We start from the raw sequence: 20003 nt of genomic DNA on the forward strand, positions 1-20003 counted from the left end.
CAACAGAGCCCGCGGGAGGCGGTTGTGCCGTGACAACAGCTTCCGCATCAGCCGAAGGGCGGCCTGCCGGTCGCGGCGGGCTTGAACCAGAACATCTAGCACGAACCCCACCTGATCGACAGCCCGCCAAAGCCAGTGCTTGCGGCCGCCGATCGAGATAACAACTTCATCCAGATGCCATTTATCGCCGAGTTTTCCAGCCGACCGACGAAGGATGGTTTTCGAGAATTTCCGCCCGATTTTTTCGGCCCACGTGCGCACCGTCTGGTGCGACACGATGATGCAGCGCTCCGCCAGGAGGTCTTCACTCATCCGCAGGCTCAGGGGGAACCGAAAATACAGCCAGACGGCTTGGGCAATCTCGTCGGGCGGAAAACGGTGGCGGCGATAAAGGAGAGCGTCGGTCATACCGCCATATCGCGTTTTATGCGAGCGGCCGCATTAAGTTTACAGTGCCCATCGACACACACGACGAAGAGAAAAAACCATGGGCACGATCCGTAACCGGGACGGGCCTAGAGCGCCCCGTCCATGCGCGAGAAGAAGGGTGACAACGCGCCCATCGCATCGAGATAGGTGTCTAGATAGGGCGAGTACGCTGCGTTCACCTCTGGCCGTGACGTGGTGCTGTCTGTGGGCATTTCCGAGAAGGCCCGCGCCGAGGCCGCGATGTCGGGAAAAAGACCAACGGCGTGACCTGCGACCAGTGCCGCGCCCAAGGTGCCGAATTCCTCGCGGGGCAGGCGGCTGTAGTCAATGCCGAGCACGTCTGCTTTGATCTGCCTGAACAGCGCGCTGCGCGCTCCGCCGCCGATATTCAGTGCGAATTTCGGGTCGTAGCCCGGCGCAAGCTCGCGCACGGCGCGCATGTATACGCCATATTCGTAGGCGATGCTTTCCATCATGGCGCGGACCATATGTGCCTTTTCGTGACGCCAGGTGAGGCCCAGAAACGCCCCGCGCATGGTCGGGTCGTTGGGCGTGTTGCGCCCTGAGAGGTGGGGCAGAAACAGAAGCTTCTCGGACCCGGGTTCGATTTCCTCGGCTTCGCGGGCGAGGGCGTCGTAGGGGTCATGGCCGTCTGCTTCCCACGCCGCCTTTTCAAGCGGCGAAACGTGATCGCGGAACCACCTGAGGTTCAACCCGCCGCCCGCGACATAGGCCATCGGAAACCACAGGCCGGGCACCACGTGGGGACATGTCATGAGGCAGCGATAGGCGGTATCCGTACCGAAATTGTCGATCACGGTCGAGAACACCGAAGCCGTGCCGGAGACATCGAACACCACGCCAGGGTCCACGAGACCCGCGCCCAGCACATTGGCAGACTGGTCGCCACAACCCGCCGCGATCAGTGTGCCTGCGGCAAGGCCACAAAGTGCCGATTCAGCTTCGGTCACATGGCCGATGATGTCCCACGGTTCGACGATTCTGGGCAGCTTCTCGGTGGTCAGGTTGAAGCGCGACAGCAGCTCTTCGTTCCAAGTGAAGCTTTCGCCGGAGCCGAAGCCGGAGAACACAATGTAGGTGCGGTCCATGAAGGCGTCGTCGCCGGTCAGCCCGCCCAGCCGTCCGGCGCAATAGGCCGCGGGCTGGATGAAGGCATGGATGCGGTCCCAGACCTCGGGCCGGTCGCGCCAGTACAGGATTTTGGGCGCGTGGTTGAAGGCAAGCCCCATGCCGCAGGTCTGGATGATTTCGGTTTCGTGGGGGCGCAGTTCGTCGAGATAGGGGGCGCAGCGGGTGTCGAGCCAGCTGTCGTAATGCGTGACCGGCGACCAGTCGCGATCGACGGCCATAATGCCCGCCATTTGCCCGTCGAGCGCGACACAGGCGATTCGGTCGGGGTCCAGTCCGGAGGTGGTGATGGCGGTTTTGATCGTGCGGCGCACGCTGTCGAGAATCTCGTCAGGGTCCTGTTCTACCTGACCAGGGCCGGGGTAAGTCAGGATGCTTTCCTCGAATGCATCGGCCACGAGTGAGCCTTCCGTGTCATAGATGCCGGTCTTGGTGCCGGTGGTGCCGATGTCGATACCGATCACATGGTCTTTCATGGGTTTCTTCCTTGGGTCTTGTCAGCCGCGCAGCGGGGCTTCATCGGACAGTGTAAGCGGGCCTGTGAGCGGCACGAGCGGACGGTCCGGTGCGTGTGGATAGACGACGATCTTGCCCGAGACGGCCCCTTCGGTGACAGCGCGAAGCGCTTCGGGCAAGGCCCTGAGGCCTACGGTTGCCTTGAGATTGTCGAGGAGCGACAGCTCGCCCGTGGTCACGCGGAGCAGCACGTCCTGCATGTCGCCGGTGGTGCAGCCGGTCGAGCCGGTAAGACGCAGGCCGCCGGTTGCGATGGACGCAAGGTCGAATGCGATGGTTTCGCCGTAGGGCATGCCCGCGAAGACAGACAGAAGTCCGTCGGGGGCCAGAAGCCCCGCGGCGCGTTCCACGGCTTGGGCCAGTGGCGCGACCACGGTGATGTCATCGAAACCGTCAGGTGCGTGTTCGGCGGCGGCGGTTTCCAGCGCGCCGTCCTCGACCACGATCAAGGTGCGGTGGTTTGCCTGCGCGAGCGGCACGAAATCGGCGCGCAGGTCGTCGAGGCGCTTGCCCTTGCGCGAGGTGGCAATGACCACTTTGGGGCCGTCGTGCATTTGAAGCAGCCGGTGAACATGGATGCGCCCCATCGCGCCGCCTGCTCCATAAACCACTGCGGTTCCGCCTTTGCGCAGGTCGAAGCGCTGGCGCGCAGGTGCAAGTGCGGTGAGTACGTCGGTCTGGTTCGTGCCTGTGAAGGCCAGCGAGTCGTAGTGGACGCGGGCGGGATCGACGCGGGACACCCCCTCAGAAGCCGTGTGACGCGCCTGAAGCAGCATTCCCCCAGTGGCGAGACGTGCGGCAAGATCCGTGAGCGTGTCGGCGTCCAGATCGCCGAGCGCGATGATGTCGTCGAAGCTTGTCTCGCCGAGTTCGCCCAGTGCGACGGAGGGCGGGGCAGGGGCGGCGAGGAGACCTTCCGGGACCGCGCCCACACAGGTGACGCCGCCTGCCCAGTCGAGCGGGCGGCTGGCGTGGAAGTCACCCGCGTTCAGACCGGCGACGATCAGCGCGGTCCCGGTCGGGTCGAGACCCTGCCGGACGTTCGGGCACCATGCTCGTTCGACGCAGCCATATGGCTCTAACAAAGCGATTTCGGCGGCTGTCAGGCTCTCGGGTACCTCGAACACATAAGGTGCAGCGGGACCGAGCGCGCGGCCGTCGAGAACGATGTATTGCGCAAAACCTCCGGGCAGATCCATTCCGATGATGGCGCGCTTGCCGTCGATTTTCATGGCCGGTTGCAGGCCGAGACGAAGCCCCTCCGGATAGAGCGCGGACATCTCGGTGCCCGCGGCGACGACGCGCAGGCAGACCTCGTGGCCCAGAACGGTTTTCGCGGGGGGTGTGCCGGTGGCGACGAAGAGCGGATGACGCTCGCCCATGCGGATGACCTTGATGTCAGATGAACAGATCGAAGCGGCTTCGACACGTACAACCACCTCGTCAGGGTCAGGGGCGGGCACGGGTGAGACCTTCGGTCGGGCTGCCAGAAGTTCGTCTAGCGTCTCGCCCTGATAAGGCCAGTGCAGGTTGTCTTGGCCAATCTCGGTGTTCGGGGCGCCAGATTGCGCGAGGGGCTTAGGGCCGGTCATCGTCATGTGCGATCCTTCTGCTGGTCTTGATATGGGGGTCGCCGCGACCGAGGTGTTCGAGTGCGCGGTCGTAATCGAGCACGGCGGTCAGCGAATAGAGCGCATCGACTGCAAGAAGCTGGCCGTATTTGGCGACCATGCTTTCGTAAAGCGGCTCGCCGCCTGCGGGTTCATAGGCCGAGGGCGTGGCGAGTGTGACATCGGCCAGCTTTGCCAGCGGCGATTCGGGGTAGGAGGTGATGACGATGGCAGGAAGACCGCTGTTGCGGGCGGCCTGCGTCGCCTCGACCGTCTGCGCGGTGCGGCCCGAATCGCTGATCGCGATGACCAGCGCATCCTTGGGCAGAGAAGCGGCCAGAATGGTCTGGTTGTTGCGGTCCTGATGGAACATGGCGGGGATCCCCATGCGCCCGAAACGTACCACACCGCTTTCGGCGGCAAGGCAGGACGACCCTGCGGCGAGAAACAGCACAGGCCCCGCGCTAACGATCATCCGCGCGGCCTGCTCCAGCGCTTCGGGATCGAGTGTGGCAAGGCCGGAGCGCGCCACGTCGATCTGGCGGTGCGCGATCTTGGACAGGATGGTTTCGGCGGTGTCGGTGCGCCCGATGTTGTCATAGACGCCCTGCGGCGTCGCGGGATGTGCCTTGGTCGGGTCGGTGGGGCTGATTTCGGCCAGTCGCAGCCCGAAATCGCGGTAGTTTTCCAGCCCGATCCCGCGCACGAAGCGGCTGATCGAGGCTTCCGATACACCCGAGTGGCTGGCCAATTGGCGCAGATTCATGCGCCGCACCGTGTCGGGGTCTGCCAGCACTGCATCGGCAACGGTCTGAAGAGTTGGCTTCAGGTTTCCGTGCACGGCGCGAATGTGCTCGAGAATGGTTGTTTGTCCGGCCATCGGCCCTTGTCCTCCCAAAGTCTTTCGGGTGCCCCGAAGCGATTTCGCGTGTTATCGCCACACCTCCTTGTGGCGGCGGACGGTTTCGGCGGGTTTGGAAACCTATCTTAACCGACTGCCTGCGAAACTGTTTTGAAAATAACATTCAGAGAAAACGAAATACAAGAAAAGAAATTTCTGGACCGATGCGATTCGCGTTGTTACGGTCGGCGCCACGAGATGATTTCCGGCAACGGAGGATCGCACCAACCTTCGGTGCGATAGCAGGTGGTCGTCAGAATATGGGAGGATAAGTTTATGGAATATCTTAACAAAACCGGTGCGCTCGTGGCTGGCGCTTTGCTGGCATCCGTCGCTGCAGCGCCGCTTGTGGCGCAGGACGGCGAAGCACGCACCTACATCTATGCATCGCAGCTTCAGGGTCACCCCTACCTGCTCGATAGCCTTCTGGGCATGTCTTACGCCGAGGACAAATTCGGCGTGACTGTCGAGCCGATCGGGCCGCAGGGCTGGGATCCTGTCGCAGGTGCAGAAGCGGTCGAGCAGGCCATCGCGCGTGAGCCCGACGGCATTATCACCACCCTGTGGGAGCCGGGTGCGGTTCCAGGTATCAAGCGGGCGATGGAGCAGGGTATTCCGGTCATCGTGATTGAGGCCGCGACTGCCGATAACGGTGCGCTGACCTTCATCGGTCTCGACAATTACGAGGCCGGTGTGGACACCGCGAAAGAGCTGATCGAACGCGGCGGCAATTCCGGCAGCTTCGTGGCCTCGGGCAACTGGGGTGCGTCGAACACGGATGCCAAGTTCCAAGGGCTGGTTGATTACCTTGACGCCAACTCGGACTGGGAGCTTGCGGGACGGATCGATGACAAGGCGACGACTTCGACCGCCATCGACGCAGCCAAGACCATGTTCAACACCTATCCCGATATCACCGCCGTTGTCGGGCTCGACAGTTCGTCGGGCACGGGCATTTGTCTGGCGGCAGAAGAGCTGGATATTGATATCGAGCCGCTCACCGTCATCGTGCATGACCGCGAAGATCCGGTGCTGGAGTGCATTGAATACGGGGCCATCGACGCGACGATCGTGAACAAGACGGCGCTTCAGGCATACATGGCCGTGCAGATGCTGGAGGCGTACAACGACACCTCCATGGGTCTGGCCAATGTGCCGATCTCGGCCAACAATGCCGAAGCTGGGGTCACGCCGTTCCCCTCGGTTATGTACATGGGCACCGAGGTTATCGACGGCGACAACATCGAACACTTTATGCGTGGCAATCTTCCTGAACTGGACTGAGCCGTGCATCAGCGGCGGTGGACCTGTGCGGTCCGCCCCTCAAGTTTTCCAAATTTGACGAACGGGAGTGTGACCGATGGAAGCCGCTATTCTGGACGTGTCCGGTATCAGCAAGTGTTACGGCGCGGTGCAGGCGTTGAGCGACGTCAGCTTTCGTGTCGCTCCGGGCGAGGTTCATGCGATCCTTGGTGAGAACGGCGCGGGAAAATCGACCACGCTGAAGATCATTAAGGGCGAACTGACACCCGATGCAGGGCAGGTTTCGCTGCGCGGCAAGGTCGTGGATGCGGCCGAGCGCGCGATCGGTGACATCGAGATGGTGCATCAGGAACTTACCGTTTTCGAGAATATGTCGGTGGCCGAGAATATCTTTGCCGGCGAGATGCCGCGAAAGAACGGCCGGATCGATTTCAAGAAGATGCATGCGCGTGCCGCCGAGTTGCTGGCGTTGTTCGGGTTGAACGTGGACACGCGGGAAATCGTGTCGCAGCTCACTCCGGGGCAGCAGCAGATTGTCGAGATTTTGCGTGCGGTGGAGCGAGAACCCGGGGTGTTGATCCTTGATGAGCCGACATCGGGGCTGAACAACCTCGAGGCCGAGGTGCTTTTGGATCTCATAAAACAGCTTCGCGCGACGGGGCAGAGCATTCTTTATGTGTCACACCGGTTGCAGGAGGTGCTCGACATTGCGGACCATATCACCGTGCTGCGCGACGGTAAGTTCGTCGAAACGCTGGTGAACCGGAACCTCGACGAGGACGCGTTGATCGCACGCATGGTCGGGCGCGAACTAGGCAACGAGCGGCGTGGCCACGGCGGCACGCGCGGGGCCGTTGCGCTGGAGCTTGCGGATCTTGGCCGAGAGGGCGCTTTTGACGGTGTGTCAATGTCGCTTCATGAAGGCGAGATCGTCGGTGTCTTCGGGTTGGAAGGGTCCGGTGCCGAGGAGTTGAGCGAGGCCATGTTCGGGCTCGTTCCGGCAGGACGGGGGGAAATGCGGCTTTTCGGAGAGCGTGTCGCTCATCCCACGCCAACCGCGTTGATGCGGGGGGGCATGTCGTATCTGCCTGCGAACCGCAAAGAGGCGGGGCTTTATATGGAACGGTCGATCGCTGACAACGTGTCGGCCCCCGTGTTGGACCGGTTGTCGCGGCGCGGCATGGTCGACGGCCGCGCGGTTGAGGAACTGGCCCACGACAGCGTGCGCCAGTTCGCGATCCGCGTGTCCGGGATCGGGGACACGCCACAGCAATTGTCGGGTGGAAACCAGCAGAAGGTTATGGTTTCGGCCTGTCTGGCAAATGCGCCCAAGGTCATCGTGATGAACGAACCCACGCGCGGCGTTGATGTCGGCGCCAAGGCCGAGGTTCACGAGGTCGTCCGCGCCGAGGCCGAAGCGGGTCATGCGGTCGCCATCTTTTCTTCCGACCTGCCAGAGCTTTTGCGGCTTGCCGACCGGATCGTGGTGATGCGGTCGCGTCGGATGGTGGGCGAGGTCGGCGCCAAGACGATGGGCGAAGAGGCCGTGATGGCCTTGGCGGCTGGCAGTGCCTGAGAGGAGTGAGAAAACCATGAGTGCATCCGAGAACGTGGATCAGGACCTGATCCGTAAAGACGCGGGCACGAAGACCGTGCGCGGCAAACGGTCGGGGGCGGTCAAGTTCGGGGGCAATGCGCTTCCCCTCGCGCTGGTGACCTTTGCGATCGTCGCCTTTCTGGCGTTGACGCAGCCGAATTTCGCGAGCTACCAGAATATCAATTCGATCCTCTTCGGGGTGTCGATCGAGTTTCTGGCGATCATAGGTTTCACTTATGTGATGGTGATGCGCGAGATTGATCTCTCCGTGGGGTCGGTGTTCGCGCTGACCGGCACGCTGACCGGTGCTTTGCTGATCAACGACTGGAGCCTTTTCACCGCCGCTGTTGTGGCGCTCGGGGCGGCGGGTTTGGTTGGGCTGCTCAATGGTCTTTTGGTCGTTCGGTTCGGGATCAATTCGTTGATGCTGACCATCGGCACCATGCTTTTGGTGCGCGGGCTGTCCAACGTGCTGGCCAACGATCTGGGCGGACGGACCTACCCGCGGGAGTTCCGGTCGCTGGCGCGCACCGATCTGTTCGATACTCGCGTCACCATCGTGATTATGGTGGTCATGGTGTTGCTTGCGTGGGTGTTCCAACGGCGTTTCGGGCTTTACCGCAAAATGTGTTTCGTCGGGGAAAACATGAAATCCGCCGCCGTGCATGGCATCCATGTGGGCCGGATCAAGGTGCTGGCTTTCGTCGCGAGCGCGATGACGGCGGGCTTGGGCGGAATTTTCACCGCCAGCCGGATTACCCACGCGGATGTACGGATGGGCCTTGGGCTTGAGTTCGTGATGGTCACGGCGGCGATTATCGGGGGCGCAAGCCTTTATGGCGGGCGCGGTGATCTGAGGGGGTCCGCGCTTGGGCTTTTGTTGCTCGCTGTGGTTCTGAACGGGATGATCATGTTCGACATCGAGCCGGTGTTCCAACAATTCGTCATCGGTGCGCTTTTGATCGCAACCGTGACCTTCGACACGTTTTTTAACCGCCGCGCCAGCTGAGGCGGGCCGAGTGACTGAGGGAGGATAAAACCCATGAGCACACGCAAGACAGGCTTTCTGAGAGCCGCGCGGCTGGAACAGGAAACGGTGACATTGGGTGCGGTGGTGCTTTTGGCGCTGGTTCTGTCCATCGTCAGCACCTCGTTTCTGAACGGGAACAACCTTGCCTCGCTGCAAACCGCCATTGCGCCGAACCTGATCGTGGCGACGGGGATGATGACGCTGTTCATGATCGGGCGTTTCGATTTGTCGGTCGGTGCGGTCATGGGGTTGGCGGGAATCGCCACGGCGATGGCGTTTTCCGCAGGTGCGCCGGTCTGGCTCGCAATGGCCGCAGGGCTGGCGGTGGGTGTCGGAATCGGCGCCTTTAACGGGGCCTTCGTCGCGGTACTCGGGATCAACCACCTGATCGTCACACTTGGCGTGCTCTATATGACACGGGGTGTGATCGAGGTTGTGATGTCGGGCCAGAAGCTGGCTGGTTTTACCGGCTTCCCCGAAGGCTTTGGCACCCTTGGACGCTTCGAGACGGGGGGGCTTTATGGCCTCTTTGCCTTCGCTCTCCTGCTAATCATCGGGATGGAAGCCTTTTTCCGGCTCAGTGCCGGCGGGCGGCGGCTGCTGTTCCTTGGTGGCAGCCCGCAAGCAGCGGCGTCTATCGGGATCGACAAGCGCAAGGTCGAGTTTTGGTGCTTCGTGCTGTCGGGCTTTCTGGCCGCACTTGCCGGTATCTTGATGACGGCGCGGGTCGGCATGGCGAACCGTTATATGGGCGAGGGGCTGGAGATGCAGATTTTCATCGCCTGCCTGATCGGCGGCGGCTCGATCGCGGGGGGTAAGGGGTCATACCTCGGGGCATTTCTGGGGGTCGTTTTCATCTCGCTCATGAACAACGCTTTCAACCTTTTGTCCGTTCCGTCCGAGTGGCAGTCGGTCGTCATCGGTGCGGTTCTGGTTCTGGTCGTGTCGATTGACGGGATCATGGTGCTGCGCAAGAGTGGCCGACCTTGGCGCGATATTCTTGGCCTGCAGTCGATGCGGCGCGTGGGCTAGTGCGACAGACGTCTTCTAGCGGAACAGGCAGGGAAGGCGCGGCACTGATCTGTCGGTGCACAAGGGTAAGGGTTTCCGATGCGCTGGTCGATCAATTGCTTTGCGTGTCACGGCAGACAAAAGCACTCCCCGCCGGAGGGAGCGGGGGATGTTTGCAGGAGCGTCTTGCGGTTGGTCAGTCCAGTGGATTGCCCGTTGCGAAACCGCCGTCTACTTCAAGGCAGATGCCGGTGATGTATGCGGCCGCGGGGGAGACGAGAAAGATTGTCGCGCCGACGAGATCCTGCGTCGTGCCCCAACGGCCCATCGCAGTGCGTTTCGAGATCGCCTGTTCGCCCTCAGGTCGCGACCAGATCGGTTTGGTCATGTCGGTCTGGTGATACCCGGGTGCGATGGCGTTCACGCGGATGCCTTCGCGGCCCCATTTGTGGGCGCAGGCGCGGGTCAGACCCAACACGCCGGTTTTGGAGGCGCAATAGGCGGGCACTTCGGGATCGGCCATGAAGCTGAGCATCGAAGCGATATTCACCACCGCGCCCTTCGCCTCGGCCAGCTTGTCGTGAAGTGCGAAGGAAAAGCGCATTTGCGCATTCAGGTTCACGTCCATCGTATCGAGGAAAATCTCTTCGTCCCATTCCGCGCCGCCGCGTGCGATGCCTGCGCCGTTCACGAGGATATCGACCCTTTCCTGCGCCGCACAAAAGCTGCGGATCGCCTCTGCATCGCGCACGTCGAGACGTTGGAAGGCGATGTCTTCTTCTTCTAGCTTCGCAATTTTCTCGGCCGAGCTGCCAGTGCCGATGACGGTCGCGCCGAGGGCCGCGAGGCCACGTGCGATGTCAAGGCCGATGCCGCTGGTGGCGCCGACGACAATGGCGGATTTACCCGCCAGAAGGTCCGGTTTGAACGTGTCCAAAATCTCTGAAAATCCGGTCATAGTGTCTCCTTTCTCAATGTGCTTGGCAGAGCGGTCTGCGCTCAGGCCAGTTTGCGCAGCGCCTCGGCCACCATATCGGGTGTGACCTTGACCGGCTCGTTGTGCATGATGTCGCCCGGTTTGCAGGCGCGTTCCGCCACGCGGGCGAGTTTATCTTCAGTCAGGTCGGTGATGCCGACACCGGAGAGATCGGTGGGCAGGCGGACCGAGGTGCAGAAGTCGCGCACGCGTTCGTACTCTTCCTGCTGGCCGTGGATCAGAAGCATGGCGAGCACGCCGATGGCTACCTTCTCGCCATGCAAGTGGTGGTGGACGTCATCAAGCTCGCACAGCCCGTGGTGGATCGCATGGGCGCCCGCGACACCGCCGCTTTCAAAGCCCGCACCGGAGAGCAGAATGTTGGCTTCCACCACCCTTTCAAGGGCAGGGGAGGCGTTATCGTTGTCGCAATCGGCAAGTGCCTGAGCGCCGTCCGCAAAGATCACATCGCGGCAGTAGCGCGCGATTTCGAATGCGAGCGGCGAGCCGTAGGTGCCCCAGCAGTTCGGGGCCTCGGCGATGCGGCTGCTTTCGGCTTCGTAAAAGGTTGCGAGCGCGTCGCCGATGCCAGCCGCCAAGTACCGTGCGGGCGCTTTGGCGACGATCGCGGTATCGACCAGCACCAGATCGGGGTTCCTTGGCAGGAACAGATCATAGGCCACGGTGCCATCGGTGCGATAGACCACGGCGAGTGCCGAACAGGGCGCATCCGATGCTGCGATGGTCGGGATGATGACGATGGGAACGCCCATATTGTGGGCCACGACTTTTGCGGTATCCAGCGCCTTGCCGCCACCCGCGCCGATCACAACGTCGATCTCACCATCTTTGGCGAGCGCGGTCAGTTTCTCGACTTCTTCCTCGGAGCATTCGCCGCCGTGGGTGTGAAAGCTGAGGGCGATGTCGTCGCCTGCGCCTGCGGTCATCTCGATTTCGAGCATCTCTGCCAGGGCGCAGTCGAGGATCGCGAAGCCCTTGGTGCCCAAACTCTTGGTCTCGACGCCAAGGCGCGCAATCAGGCCGGTGGCCTGAATATAGCGACCGGGAAAGCGGGCGCCGGTGATTTTCATGGTCTGTGCGGTGTCGTGCATGTCATTCCTCCCAGAAAACGAGCGGCTGGACTTACCAGCAGGTGTAACCCCCGTCTGCGAGCACGATGGAGCCTGTCATCAGGCTCGCGGCGTCGGAGGCGAGGAACAGGATCACCGAGGCGACCTCGTCCGTGCGGCCCATGCGGCTCTGCGGCGTGCCGCCGATCCAGTGGCGCATCAGGTTTTCGTCCTCGTAGACGTACGAGTTCATTTCGGTTTCGATATAGGTCGGCGCAACCGCGTTTACGCGGACGCCACGCGGCGCCCATTCGGCGGCGAGGCTTTTGGTCAACTGGTGAACAGCAGCCTTGGAGGCGTTGTATTGCGCCTGCTCCTGCGGACGGTTCACGATGTAGCCCGACATGGAGCCGACATTGACGATACTGCCCGAGCCGCGCTCGAGCATCCTTGCGCCGAAAGAGCGGCAGCACCAGAACAAGCCGTTAAGGTTGATGTCTATGACGGAGGACCATTCGTCGTCGCTCATGGTTTCGGCGGGAATGTTCGAGCGGGCAATACCTGCGTTGTTGACCAGCGTGTCGACATCGGGGTGACGGTCGGCCAGTGCCTGAACCGCCGCGGCATCGGTGACTTCGAGCACGTCGGACGTGACAGAGAGGCCCTTTTCCGCGAGGCCCTTTGCGGCAGCTTCGGCGGCGTCTGCGTCTCGGTCGGTGAGGACCACAAGCGCCCCCGCCTGAGCCAGTGCTTCGCAGGTCGCAAGCCCGATGCCGCGTGCACCGCCGGTGACAAGCACGTGGCGACCGGTCAGGCGGAAGCGGTCGAGGTAGGGCACGTTTGCCGCGTCTTCGGTGATGTCGGACATTCAGGCCTCCGGTTGCGATGCGGTAAGCGCATCGAGCGTGTCGTAGTGAGCTTGGCTCTGGGTATAGAGCGTGTCGAAAAGTGGCTGGATCCGCGCGTAATGCTCGGCCCACACGGGGTCGGGCCGCACTTCGCGGGTGTGGCGCACCAGTCTGGCGGCGGCGCTTTCCAGATCGGGTTCCCGACCGAGGGCCACTGTGCAAAGGGCCGCACAACCGACGAGACCGCATTCGGCCTCTTCTGGGATCAGGATCGGGCGGTTGTAGATGGACGCCTTGATCTTCAGCCAGAAGTCGGCTTTTGCGCCGCCGCCCGAGGCGATGAGCATGTCGGGACGTGTGCCGGTGGCGCGTTCCATGACCTGAAGGTGGCGGTTCACGGCAAACCCCACGCCTTCGAGTACGGCACGGTGCATCTGGGGCAGGCCGTGACCGGCAGCGAGGCCGAAGAATTGCGCCCGCGAGTTGCGGTGCGCGCCCAGTCGTTCGCCCACGAGATAGGGCAGGAACAAAAGCGCATCCGATCCGGGGGCAGCGGTTTCGGCCATGGCGAGGATATCGCCGTAGCTTAGATCATTGTCATGAAAGGCACGGCGCGCCCAACGGGCGGCGTCGCCCCCCGCTTCAAGCAGGACAAATGCGCCCCAGTTGCCTTCGGGCGTGCCGACGTTCGAAATCTCGGGGTCCAGAACCGGCTTTTCGGCCACCAGGGTGACGATGGACGAGGTGCCCGCAACTTCGGAGGCCAGTCCGGGGCGGCAGACACCGGAGCCGAGGAGCGCAATCGGGTAATCCGCGCCGCCTGCGAGCACCGGCAGCCCTTGGGGCAGGCCGGTGACCTTGGCAGCCTCGGCGGTGACATGGCCAAGGATCTCCGTGGGCAGTTTGACCGTTGGCATCTTGGCGGCATCGAGTCCGAGATCGGCCAGAACGCTTTCATTCCAGCGGCCCGTTTCGGGGTCCATCAAAAAGGAACAGGCCGCGTCGGTCCAGTCCATCGCCCGTTCGCCCGTCAGCTTCAGGTTCACAAAGTCCTTGGGCATGAGCACATGGGTGGCTCGGGCGTAGGCATCGGGCTCTTTGTCGCGCAGCCATTGGAGTTTGAACGCGGGCCATGCCGGTGTCGGCGGGTTGCCGGTGCGCGAAAGCCAGTCTTCAACTTTTTCACTGGCCTCGAAGGCACGGACATGGTCGAGGGTTCGTTTGTCGTTCCAGAGGGGCACCGCATCGAGGGTGGGTTCGCCATCGGCGTCCACCAGAACCGTGCCGTGCATCTGGCCGCAACCTGCCAACGCGGTGAGGTTGTGACCTTCGTCCCGCGCCCAAGCGGTCACATCTTTCAGCGCGTCGCAGGAAGCGGACCACCAATCTGCGGGGCGTTGTTCGGACCAGCCGTAGGCAGGGACAATTTGTTGGTATTCGCGGGCCGAAATCCGAAGGACCTGGCCGTCCGGCCCCATCACCGCTGCGCGGGTGGAACCGGTGCCAATGTCGAGTGCAATGGTGCAATCAGTCATGATGGACCTCAGCGGCGGAACAGTTGGGTGCCATGCTGGATAACGACAGCTGCCACGATGATAATCCCGAGGTAGACCTGTTGGTGATAACCGGGCACACCTGCGAGGTTCATGATGTTGCCGATCACGCCGAGGATCATCACGCCGATGAAGGTGTTTATGACGCCCCCGCGACCGCCCATCAGGCTTGCGCCACCGATGACCACGGCTGCGATTACGTCAAGCTCCGCGCCGGAGCCGACGCTGGCCGAACCCACACCCGAGCGCGAGGTCACGAGGATACCTGCGACAGCGGCGAGCGCGCCCGACATGATGTAGACGGCGAGCACATACCACGGCACCGAGATGCCGGAGAGACGCACGGATTCCTCGTTCGAGCCGATGGCTTTCACCAGACGACCGAAGCGCGAGTAGTTGAGGATCAGGAAGGCCAGAAGGAACAGGCCGAACATCAGCATGGCAGGGTTCGGGAAGCCGAGAGTAAACGAGGTGCCGAATTCCTGAAGCGGGCGACCGGAGTCACCAGGCATGATCGGCTGACCGTTGGACAGGATCAGCGCAAAACCGCGTGCGCCAGTCATCATGGCAAGCGTGATGACGAAGGCGGGTAGGCGGAAGAACGCAATCAGCACACCGGAGATCGCGCCACAAGCGGCACCGATACTGACCGACATCGCCAGCGCGACGGGAAGCGGGAACTGCTGGATCAACAGCGCCGAGGACACGGCGCCAAGTGCTGCGATAGAGCCAACCGACAGGTCGATCCCGCGTGTGAGAATGACAAAGAGCATCCCGATGGCCATGACACCGACGCCGGACATCTGCCGCAGCACGTTCATAATGTTGCGTTCGGAAAGAAACGCATCGGATTGCGTAGAGGCCAGCAGCACCAAGATTACGAAGATCGTAAAGGTGCCGAACTGGCGGAACAGCTTGGTGAAAGACGTTGTGGGGCCTTTGGTCTTTTCGTTTTCCGTCGCGCCGGGTTCCCCGACGCCTACGCCCTGATCAGTCATGTCGATTTCTCCAGTTCAGATGACCGCCGGCTGGACATAGACAGGGTCAAAAGCTTTTCTTCCGTATAGTCCGGCGGCAGAAGCTCGCCGTGCAGGCGGCCTTCGCCCATGACAAGCACGCGATCGCACAGACCGAAAAGCTCCGCATGTTCGGACGAGATGACAAGCACGGCCTTGCCTTCGGAGGCCATGCGGTGAATGAGCGAATAGATCTCGGTCTTCGCACCCACGTCTACGCCGCGGGTCGGTTCGTCGAGAATGAAGATGTCGTTGCCGGTGTTGAACCACTTGGCGAGGACGACTTTCTGCTGGTTGCCGCCCGACAGGCTCGACACGGGGTCGGTGTGGTGGCCCAGCTTGATGCGAAGCGACTTGATCAGCCCTTCGATGACATTGCGTTCCTTGCGGCCCGAGAAGAACCCGAAGCGGGTCACGTCCGTGGTTTTGGCCATGGTCGCGTTTCGGCCGATGGACATGTCTAGCACCACGCCCTGACCTTTGCGGTCTTCGGGCACCAGCGCCACGCCGCGCTTCACGGCCTGTTTCGGGCCGCGCGGGCGGAAGTTTTCGCCGTGCAACTGGATTGTGCCCGAAGTGATCGGGTCGGCGCCGAAGATGGCGCGCACGACTTCGGTGCGACCGGAGCCGACAAGACCACCCAAGCCCACGACTTCGCCTCGGCGCAGCGAGAAGCTCACGTCCCTGACGCCGTTGGGCAGGGTCAGGTTTTCGACGCGCAGCACCTCTTCCCCGATTTCGGCCTCGGGTTTGTCGCCGAACAGCTGGCTCAGGGGGCGACCGACCATTTTACGGATCAGGTCGTCCACGGTAAGGCTGTCGGGGGTCACGGTTTCGACGTTCTGGCCGTCTTTCAGCACGGAAATACGGTCGGAGATCGCGAAGATCTCGTCCAGACGGTGCGAGATATAGACCACGCCCACGCCGTCGTCGCGCAGGCTGCGGATGATGTCGAGGAGACGCTGGGCGTCGCCCATCGAGAGCACGGCGGTCGGTTCGTCAAAGACAATGACCTTGGCGTTGCGGGACAGGGCTTTCGCAATCTCGACCACCTGCTGGTGCGCAATCGAGAGATCGCCAACGAGCGCGGCGGGAGATATCTCGAAGCCGAGGCGGTTGATAAGCTCGCGCGCATTTCGGCGCAGGCGGGTCCAGCCGATCCGGGCGGGCAGTTCGCCCAGAAAGATGTTTTCAGCGACGGACAGATCGGGCGCGAGGGCCATTTCCTGATGGATGATAGAGACACCGCGTTCGATCGCGTCTACCGGCCCATGCATCTTTACCTCTTCGCCCATGATTGACACGGTGCCTGCGTTGGGGCGCATCTCGCCGCCGAGTACGCGCATCAGGGTCGATTTCCCTGCGCCGTTTTCGCCAACGAGCGAATGCACTTCGCCGGGCATGAGGGTAAAATCCACATTCGTCAGCGCGCGGATGCCCGCAAAGGCTTTGGTAATGTTGTCGAGTTCGATGAGTGGCTTGGTCACAGCGCCTCTCCCCCTGCGCGTCTGGGTCGGAACGGCCCGACCCCGAAAGGAGCCTGACCGCGCCGTCTTCACGTTACTCTTGCAAAATCAGAAGAGCGACTCTTCGTCGTAGTATTCGTCTACGTTGTCCTGCGTGATCGCAGCGGGCTGCGTGAACGTGAGTTTGCCCATATCTTCGGGCAGTTCGTCGTTTAGCGCCTGAAGGCCGACTTCAACCGCCATACGGGCGATTTCGTTCGGATTGTTGAGGCCGGTCACACCGTATTCGCCTTCGCGGATCAGCTCGTAGGCTTCTTTCTGACCGTCAGCAGCGGCGACGAGGATCACTTCGTCGAGGCGGCCGGCAGCCTGAAGGGCGGCACGTGCGCCAAGCACCATCGAATCGTTCTCGCCGAGCACGACGTTGATATCGGAGTGTGCGGTCAGCAGGTCTTCCATTGCGGTCAGACCGCCTTCGGTTGCCCAGTTGCCCCAGCCTTGGCCGACGACTTCAACTTCGGCGGAGCCATAGTTGGTGAGCATCGAGTCCATCAGGCCGCGCAGCACGCCCAGACGACGTTCACGGCCGACGAGGTTGCCTTGGCTGCCGGAGAGAAGCGCGATGCGGGCGGGTTCGCCTTCTAGCTTTTTGGCAAGCCAGTCACCGACGAGTTCGCCGTTTGCTTCGTTCGACGACTGGATCTGAGTAATGAAGTCGGCGGACGGGTCGAGGGTGGAGTCGATCGCAACCACATGCACGCCCTGAGCGGACGCGGCGTTCACGGCGGAGACGAGACCCTGCGCGTCACGAGGGTTGATGATCAAAACGTTGATGCCGGCGGCGACCATGTCTTCGATATCGCCAATCTGCTTGACCATGTCGTTCTGGCCGTCAGCCGAGCGCACGGTGCAGCCAGCTTCTTCGGCGGCCTTGCGCGCTGCGTCTTCCTGAGCGGCGAAGTAGGGCGCGCCCAGTGTGTACATGGAAATACCGAGGTTACAGTCCTGAGCCTGAGCGGAACCCGCTGCGGTCATGGTTGCGGCGGCGGCAATTGCCGCGATGGATTTAATCTTCATGTGTCTCCTCCTTTGGGGTTGGCGCGTCGTTTTTCACGTCCGCTGCCTGTCAGTCCTCTCTGACAAAATGGAACGTAGCTACCAAAATAATAACCGTCAATACATAAGCTGCCCAATTTTGCACCCGTAATCCCCGAAATCTGTTGCGCAACGCCCGCCTTATCGGCTACTAGGTAGTTGATTTGGTAGTATTGGTACACAATACGCTGCTGCGCCGGTCAACTTGGCTCGATCTGCGCCGGATACATGGACGGAGGAAGACATGCCCACTATCGCCGAACCCCAATATTGCAACGTCGCAGTGGCCGAAGGGCTTCTGAAGGGGGCCAATGGTCACTACAAAAAGACCTATGAGGATCTCCGCGGGCTTTACGCGGACGAACCGGCGTTCGAGGCGCTTCTTGCCGAACGTAAGGGGCAAGTGGCGTATGAGGTCACCTCTTACACTCCGGGTGAAAAAGTCAGCGACCTTATCATGGGTGTGACCCGCATGGAGCCGGGTCGGGTCGGAGACGAGTTCTTTCTGACCCGTGGCCACATCCACGCTAATGGCGACCGACCGGAAATCTATTACGGTCAGTCAGGTACCGGTATCATGCAAATGGAAAGCCCCGAGGGCGAAGTGCGTCTGGTAGAAGTGAAGCCGCAGGGCATCTGTTACGTACCGCCTTACTGGATTCACCGGTCGGTCAACACCGGCACCGAAGATCTGGTCATGATGTTCGCCTATCCCTCCGATTCTGGTCAGGACTATGGCATCATCGAGCGCTCGGGCGGCATGAAGGTGCGGATCGTCGATGACGGCAATGGCGGCTGGAAGGCCGTGGACAACCCCGACTGGACGCCGCGCAGCGCCGAAGACCTCGCCAAGATCTACGTCGAAGAGGTGGCCTGATGACCGTCAACGCTTTCGACGCGGTGGTCGAAGTCGGTGTCGTGCCGGTTATCGCCATCGAAGACCCCAACCATGCCGAACCTTTGGCGGATGCTCTGCTGGAGGGTGGGCTTGGCGTGGCCGAGATCACATTCCGCACAAATGCCGCCGCCGAGGTCATTGCCAAGTTGCGCGACAGCCGCCCCGAGTTGAACGTGGGCGCGGGTACGATCCTGTCTCCTGATGCGGTGAGGCAGGCAATGGATGGGGGTGCCAAGTTCGGGCTGGCGCCGGGATACGATCCCGAGGTGGCCAGTGCCGCCGACCGGGCGGGGTTTGCCTTCGCTCCGGGTATCATGACGCCTTCGGATATCTCGCGCGCGAGCGCGCGGGGCTACCGTCTGATGAAGTTCTTTCCCGCAATGCGAGCGGGCGGTCCGTCGATGTTGAAAAACATCTCGGCCCCCTTCGCGCATCTGAGGCTCAAGTTCATACCGACCGGCGGCGTGACGCTCGACAATATGTCGGACTGGCTTTCCATGTCCCAGATCGCAGCCGTTGGCGGGACGTGGATCGCGAAGCCCGAAGATATGGCGGCAGGCGACTGGTCCGGCATCACCAAGAAGGCCAGCGCGGCTGTGGCGAAAGCGAAAGAGGTGCGCGGATGACCTATGCACCTTGCGAGAAACCGACGCTCCATTTTATCGGTGTGACCACTGGGCAAAGCTCGATCATGAAAGTGTTTCCGGCTTGGGCCGAACACCTCGGGTTGGGTGATGTGGCGATCAGGGGCATCGACTTCGAGCCGCATTCCGCGCCGGAAACTTATGTCGAAGCGGTGGAGTTCATCCGTGACGATCCGTTGTCGCGGGGGGCGCTCGTGACCACCCACAAGATCGACCTGTTCGATGCGGCGGAAGAGCTTTTCGATGAGGTCGATGTCTTTGCGCGTCTGATGCGCGAAACCAGCTGTATTTCGAAGCGCGACAACCGGCTTGTCTGTCACGCGAAAGACCCGCTGTCCTCGGGTCTCGCCATCGACGGTTTTTTGGGGGACGGATACTGGACCGGCAACGGGGCCGAAGTGTTCTCCATGGGTGTCGGAGGTTCGACCATTGCGCTGACATGGCACCTGATGCGCCGCGAACGTGGGCAGGATGTGCCTGCGCGGATCGTTGTCTCGGACACCACGCAGGAACGGCTGGACGAAATCCGGCATGTCCACGAGCAGATCGAAAGTGACGTGCCGGTGGACTACGTGCTGGTCAATACGCCCGACGCCAATGACAAGGTGCTGACCAAGATGGCTTCGGGATCGCTCGTCATCAATGCAACGGGACTGGGCAAGGACCGCCCGGGGTCGCCGCTCACGGATGCGGCGGTACTCCCCCAGAACGCCACTGTCTGGGAGCTGAACTATCGCGGCGAGCTGGTGTTTCTGGATCAGGCGCGGGCGCAGCAAGCGGAGCGGGGCCTGACGATCAATGACGGCTGGACCTATTTCATTCACGGTTGGACGCAGGTGATCGCCGAGGTGTTCGACATCACCATCGACACCGGCAAGAAGAACATCGACAAGCTGACCGACATTGCTGTCCAAGCGGCGAAGGGGTGAGC

17 protein-coding genes and 1 pseudogene are annotated in these 20003 nt (G+C 61.9%); 7 read left to right on the forward strand and 11 right to left on the reverse strand.

The features are described from left to right. From J3456_RS18280 to J3456_RS18295, 4 genes and pseudogenes are all read right to left on the reverse strand, one after another. Nucleotides 1-408, reverse strand: a pseudogene (locus J3456_RS18280) (IS6 family transposase); the annotation flags it as partial. Nucleotides 409-515: 107 nt separating this feature from the next. Beyond that, a complete protein-coding gene (locus J3456_RS18285; protein WP_349581644.1) occupies nucleotides 516-2054 on the reverse strand; it encodes an FGGY-family carbohydrate kinase in 1539 nt (512 codons plus the stop codon). A 21-nt stretch (nucleotides 2055-2075) separates the two neighbouring features. Then, nucleotides 2076-3692, reverse strand: a complete 1617-nt coding sequence (locus J3456_RS18290) for an alcohol dehydrogenase catalytic domain-containing protein (RefSeq protein WP_349581646.1) — start codon at nucleotides 3690-3692, stop codon at nucleotides 2076-2078. Continuing rightward, nucleotides 3673-4584 carry a MurR/RpiR family transcriptional regulator gene (locus tag J3456_RS18295; protein ID WP_349581647.1) on the reverse strand — a complete coding sequence of 304 codons (912 nt, stop codon included), beginning with the start codon at nucleotides 4582-4584 and terminating at the stop codon, nucleotides 3673-3675. The genes J3456_RS18290 and J3456_RS18295 overlap by 20 nt, the downstream gene beginning before the upstream one ends. 297 nt (nucleotides 4585-4881) lie before the next feature. Between J3456_RS18295 and J3456_RS18300 the strand changes: the two genes are divergently transcribed. The 4 genes from J3456_RS18300 to J3456_RS18315 all read left to right on the forward strand — a co-directional run bounded on the left by J3456_RS18300 (nucleotide 4882) and on the right by J3456_RS18315 (nucleotide 9527). After that, nucleotides 4882-5889: a substrate-binding domain-containing protein gene (locus J3456_RS18300; RefSeq protein WP_349581648.1), complete on the forward strand. Its 1008-nt coding sequence runs from the start codon at nucleotides 4882-4884 to the stop codon at nucleotides 5887-5889. Nucleotides 5890-5965: 76 nt separating this feature from the next. Beyond that, nucleotides 5966-7444: a sugar ABC transporter ATP-binding protein gene (locus J3456_RS18305; protein WP_349581649.1), complete on the forward strand. Its 1479-nt coding sequence runs from the start codon at nucleotides 5966-5968 to the stop codon at nucleotides 7442-7444. A gap of 16 nt (nucleotides 7445-7460) precedes the next feature. Continuing rightward, a complete protein-coding gene (locus tag J3456_RS18310; RefSeq protein WP_349581650.1) occupies nucleotides 7461-8474 on the forward strand; it encodes an ABC transporter permease in 1014 nt (337 codons plus the stop codon). Nucleotides 8475-8507: 33 nt separating this feature from the next. Continuing rightward, complete coding sequence (locus J3456_RS18315) at nucleotides 8508-9527, forward strand: ABC transporter permease (RefSeq protein WP_349581651.1); 1020 nt, start codon at nucleotides 8508-8510, stop codon at nucleotides 9525-9527. Between the two features lie 175 nt (nucleotides 9528-9702). On the opposite strand, the gene J3456_RS18320 is transcribed toward J3456_RS18315, so the two are convergent. From J3456_RS18320 to J3456_RS18350, 7 genes are all read right to left on the reverse strand, one after another. Beyond that, nucleotides 9703-10464, reverse strand: coding sequence for an SDR family NAD(P)-dependent oxidoreductase (locus J3456_RS18320; protein ID WP_349581652.1), 762 nt, complete (start codon nucleotides 10462-10464; stop codon nucleotides 9703-9705). Nucleotides 10465-10505: 41 nt separating this feature from the next. After that, nucleotides 10506-11594, reverse strand: coding sequence for a glycerol dehydrogenase (locus tag J3456_RS18325; RefSeq protein WP_349581653.1), 1089 nt, complete (start codon nucleotides 11592-11594; stop codon nucleotides 10506-10508). Nucleotides 11595-11625: 31 nt separating this feature from the next. Then, nucleotides 11626-12420, reverse strand: a complete 795-nt coding sequence (locus tag J3456_RS18330) for an SDR family NAD(P)-dependent oxidoreductase (protein WP_349581654.1) — start codon at nucleotides 12418-12420, stop codon at nucleotides 11626-11628. After that, a complete protein-coding gene (locus tag J3456_RS18335) occupies nucleotides 12421-13935 on the reverse strand; it encodes a xylulokinase (RefSeq protein WP_349581656.1) in 1515 nt (504 codons plus the stop codon). A gap of 8 nt (nucleotides 13936-13943) precedes the next feature. Continuing rightward, the gene (locus J3456_RS18340; protein WP_349581657.1) at nucleotides 13944-14951 is read right to left on the reverse strand and encodes an ABC transporter permease; all 1008 of its coding nucleotides are present in this window, start codon (nucleotides 14949-14951) and stop codon (nucleotides 13944-13946) included. Beyond that, complete coding sequence (locus tag J3456_RS18345; protein WP_349581658.1) at nucleotides 14948-16456, reverse strand: sugar ABC transporter ATP-binding protein; 1509 nt, start codon at nucleotides 16454-16456, stop codon at nucleotides 14948-14950. Before J3456_RS18345 ends, J3456_RS18340 begins: the two co-directional genes overlap by 4 nt. An 87-nt stretch (nucleotides 16457-16543) precedes the next feature. Further along, nucleotides 16544-17512: a substrate-binding domain-containing protein gene (locus J3456_RS18350; RefSeq protein ID WP_349581660.1), complete on the reverse strand. Its 969-nt coding sequence runs from the start codon at nucleotides 17510-17512 to the stop codon at nucleotides 16544-16546. 262 nt (nucleotides 17513-17774) lie between these two features. Here J3456_RS18350 and J3456_RS18355 point away from each other — a divergent pair, with 262 nt between their 5' ends. From J3456_RS18355 to J3456_RS18365, 3 genes are read left to right on the forward strand one after another with little or no spacing between them, the layout of a single operon-like run. Then, nucleotides 17775-18407, forward strand: a complete 633-nt coding sequence (locus J3456_RS18355; protein ID WP_349581661.1) for a glucose-6-phosphate isomerase — start codon at nucleotides 17775-17777, stop codon at nucleotides 18405-18407. Further along, nucleotides 18407-19054, forward strand: coding sequence for a bifunctional 4-hydroxy-2-oxoglutarate aldolase/2-dehydro-3-deoxy-phosphogluconate aldolase (locus tag J3456_RS18360; RefSeq protein WP_349581662.1), 648 nt, complete (start codon nucleotides 18407-18409; stop codon nucleotides 19052-19054). The genes J3456_RS18355 and J3456_RS18360 overlap by 1 nt, the downstream gene beginning before the upstream one ends. Continuing rightward, nucleotides 19051-20001, forward strand: a complete 951-nt coding sequence (locus tag J3456_RS18365) for a shikimate dehydrogenase family protein (RefSeq protein WP_349581664.1) — start codon at nucleotides 19051-19053, stop codon at nucleotides 19999-20001. The genes J3456_RS18360 and J3456_RS18365 overlap by 4 nt, the downstream gene beginning before the upstream one ends. The last annotated feature ends 2 nt before the right edge of the window (nucleotides 20002-20003 follow it).

Source organism: Sulfitobacter sp. NFXS29 (genome assembly GCF_040148765.1).
GTDB lineage: Bacteria > Pseudomonadota > Alphaproteobacteria > Rhodobacterales > Rhodobacteraceae > Sulfitobacter.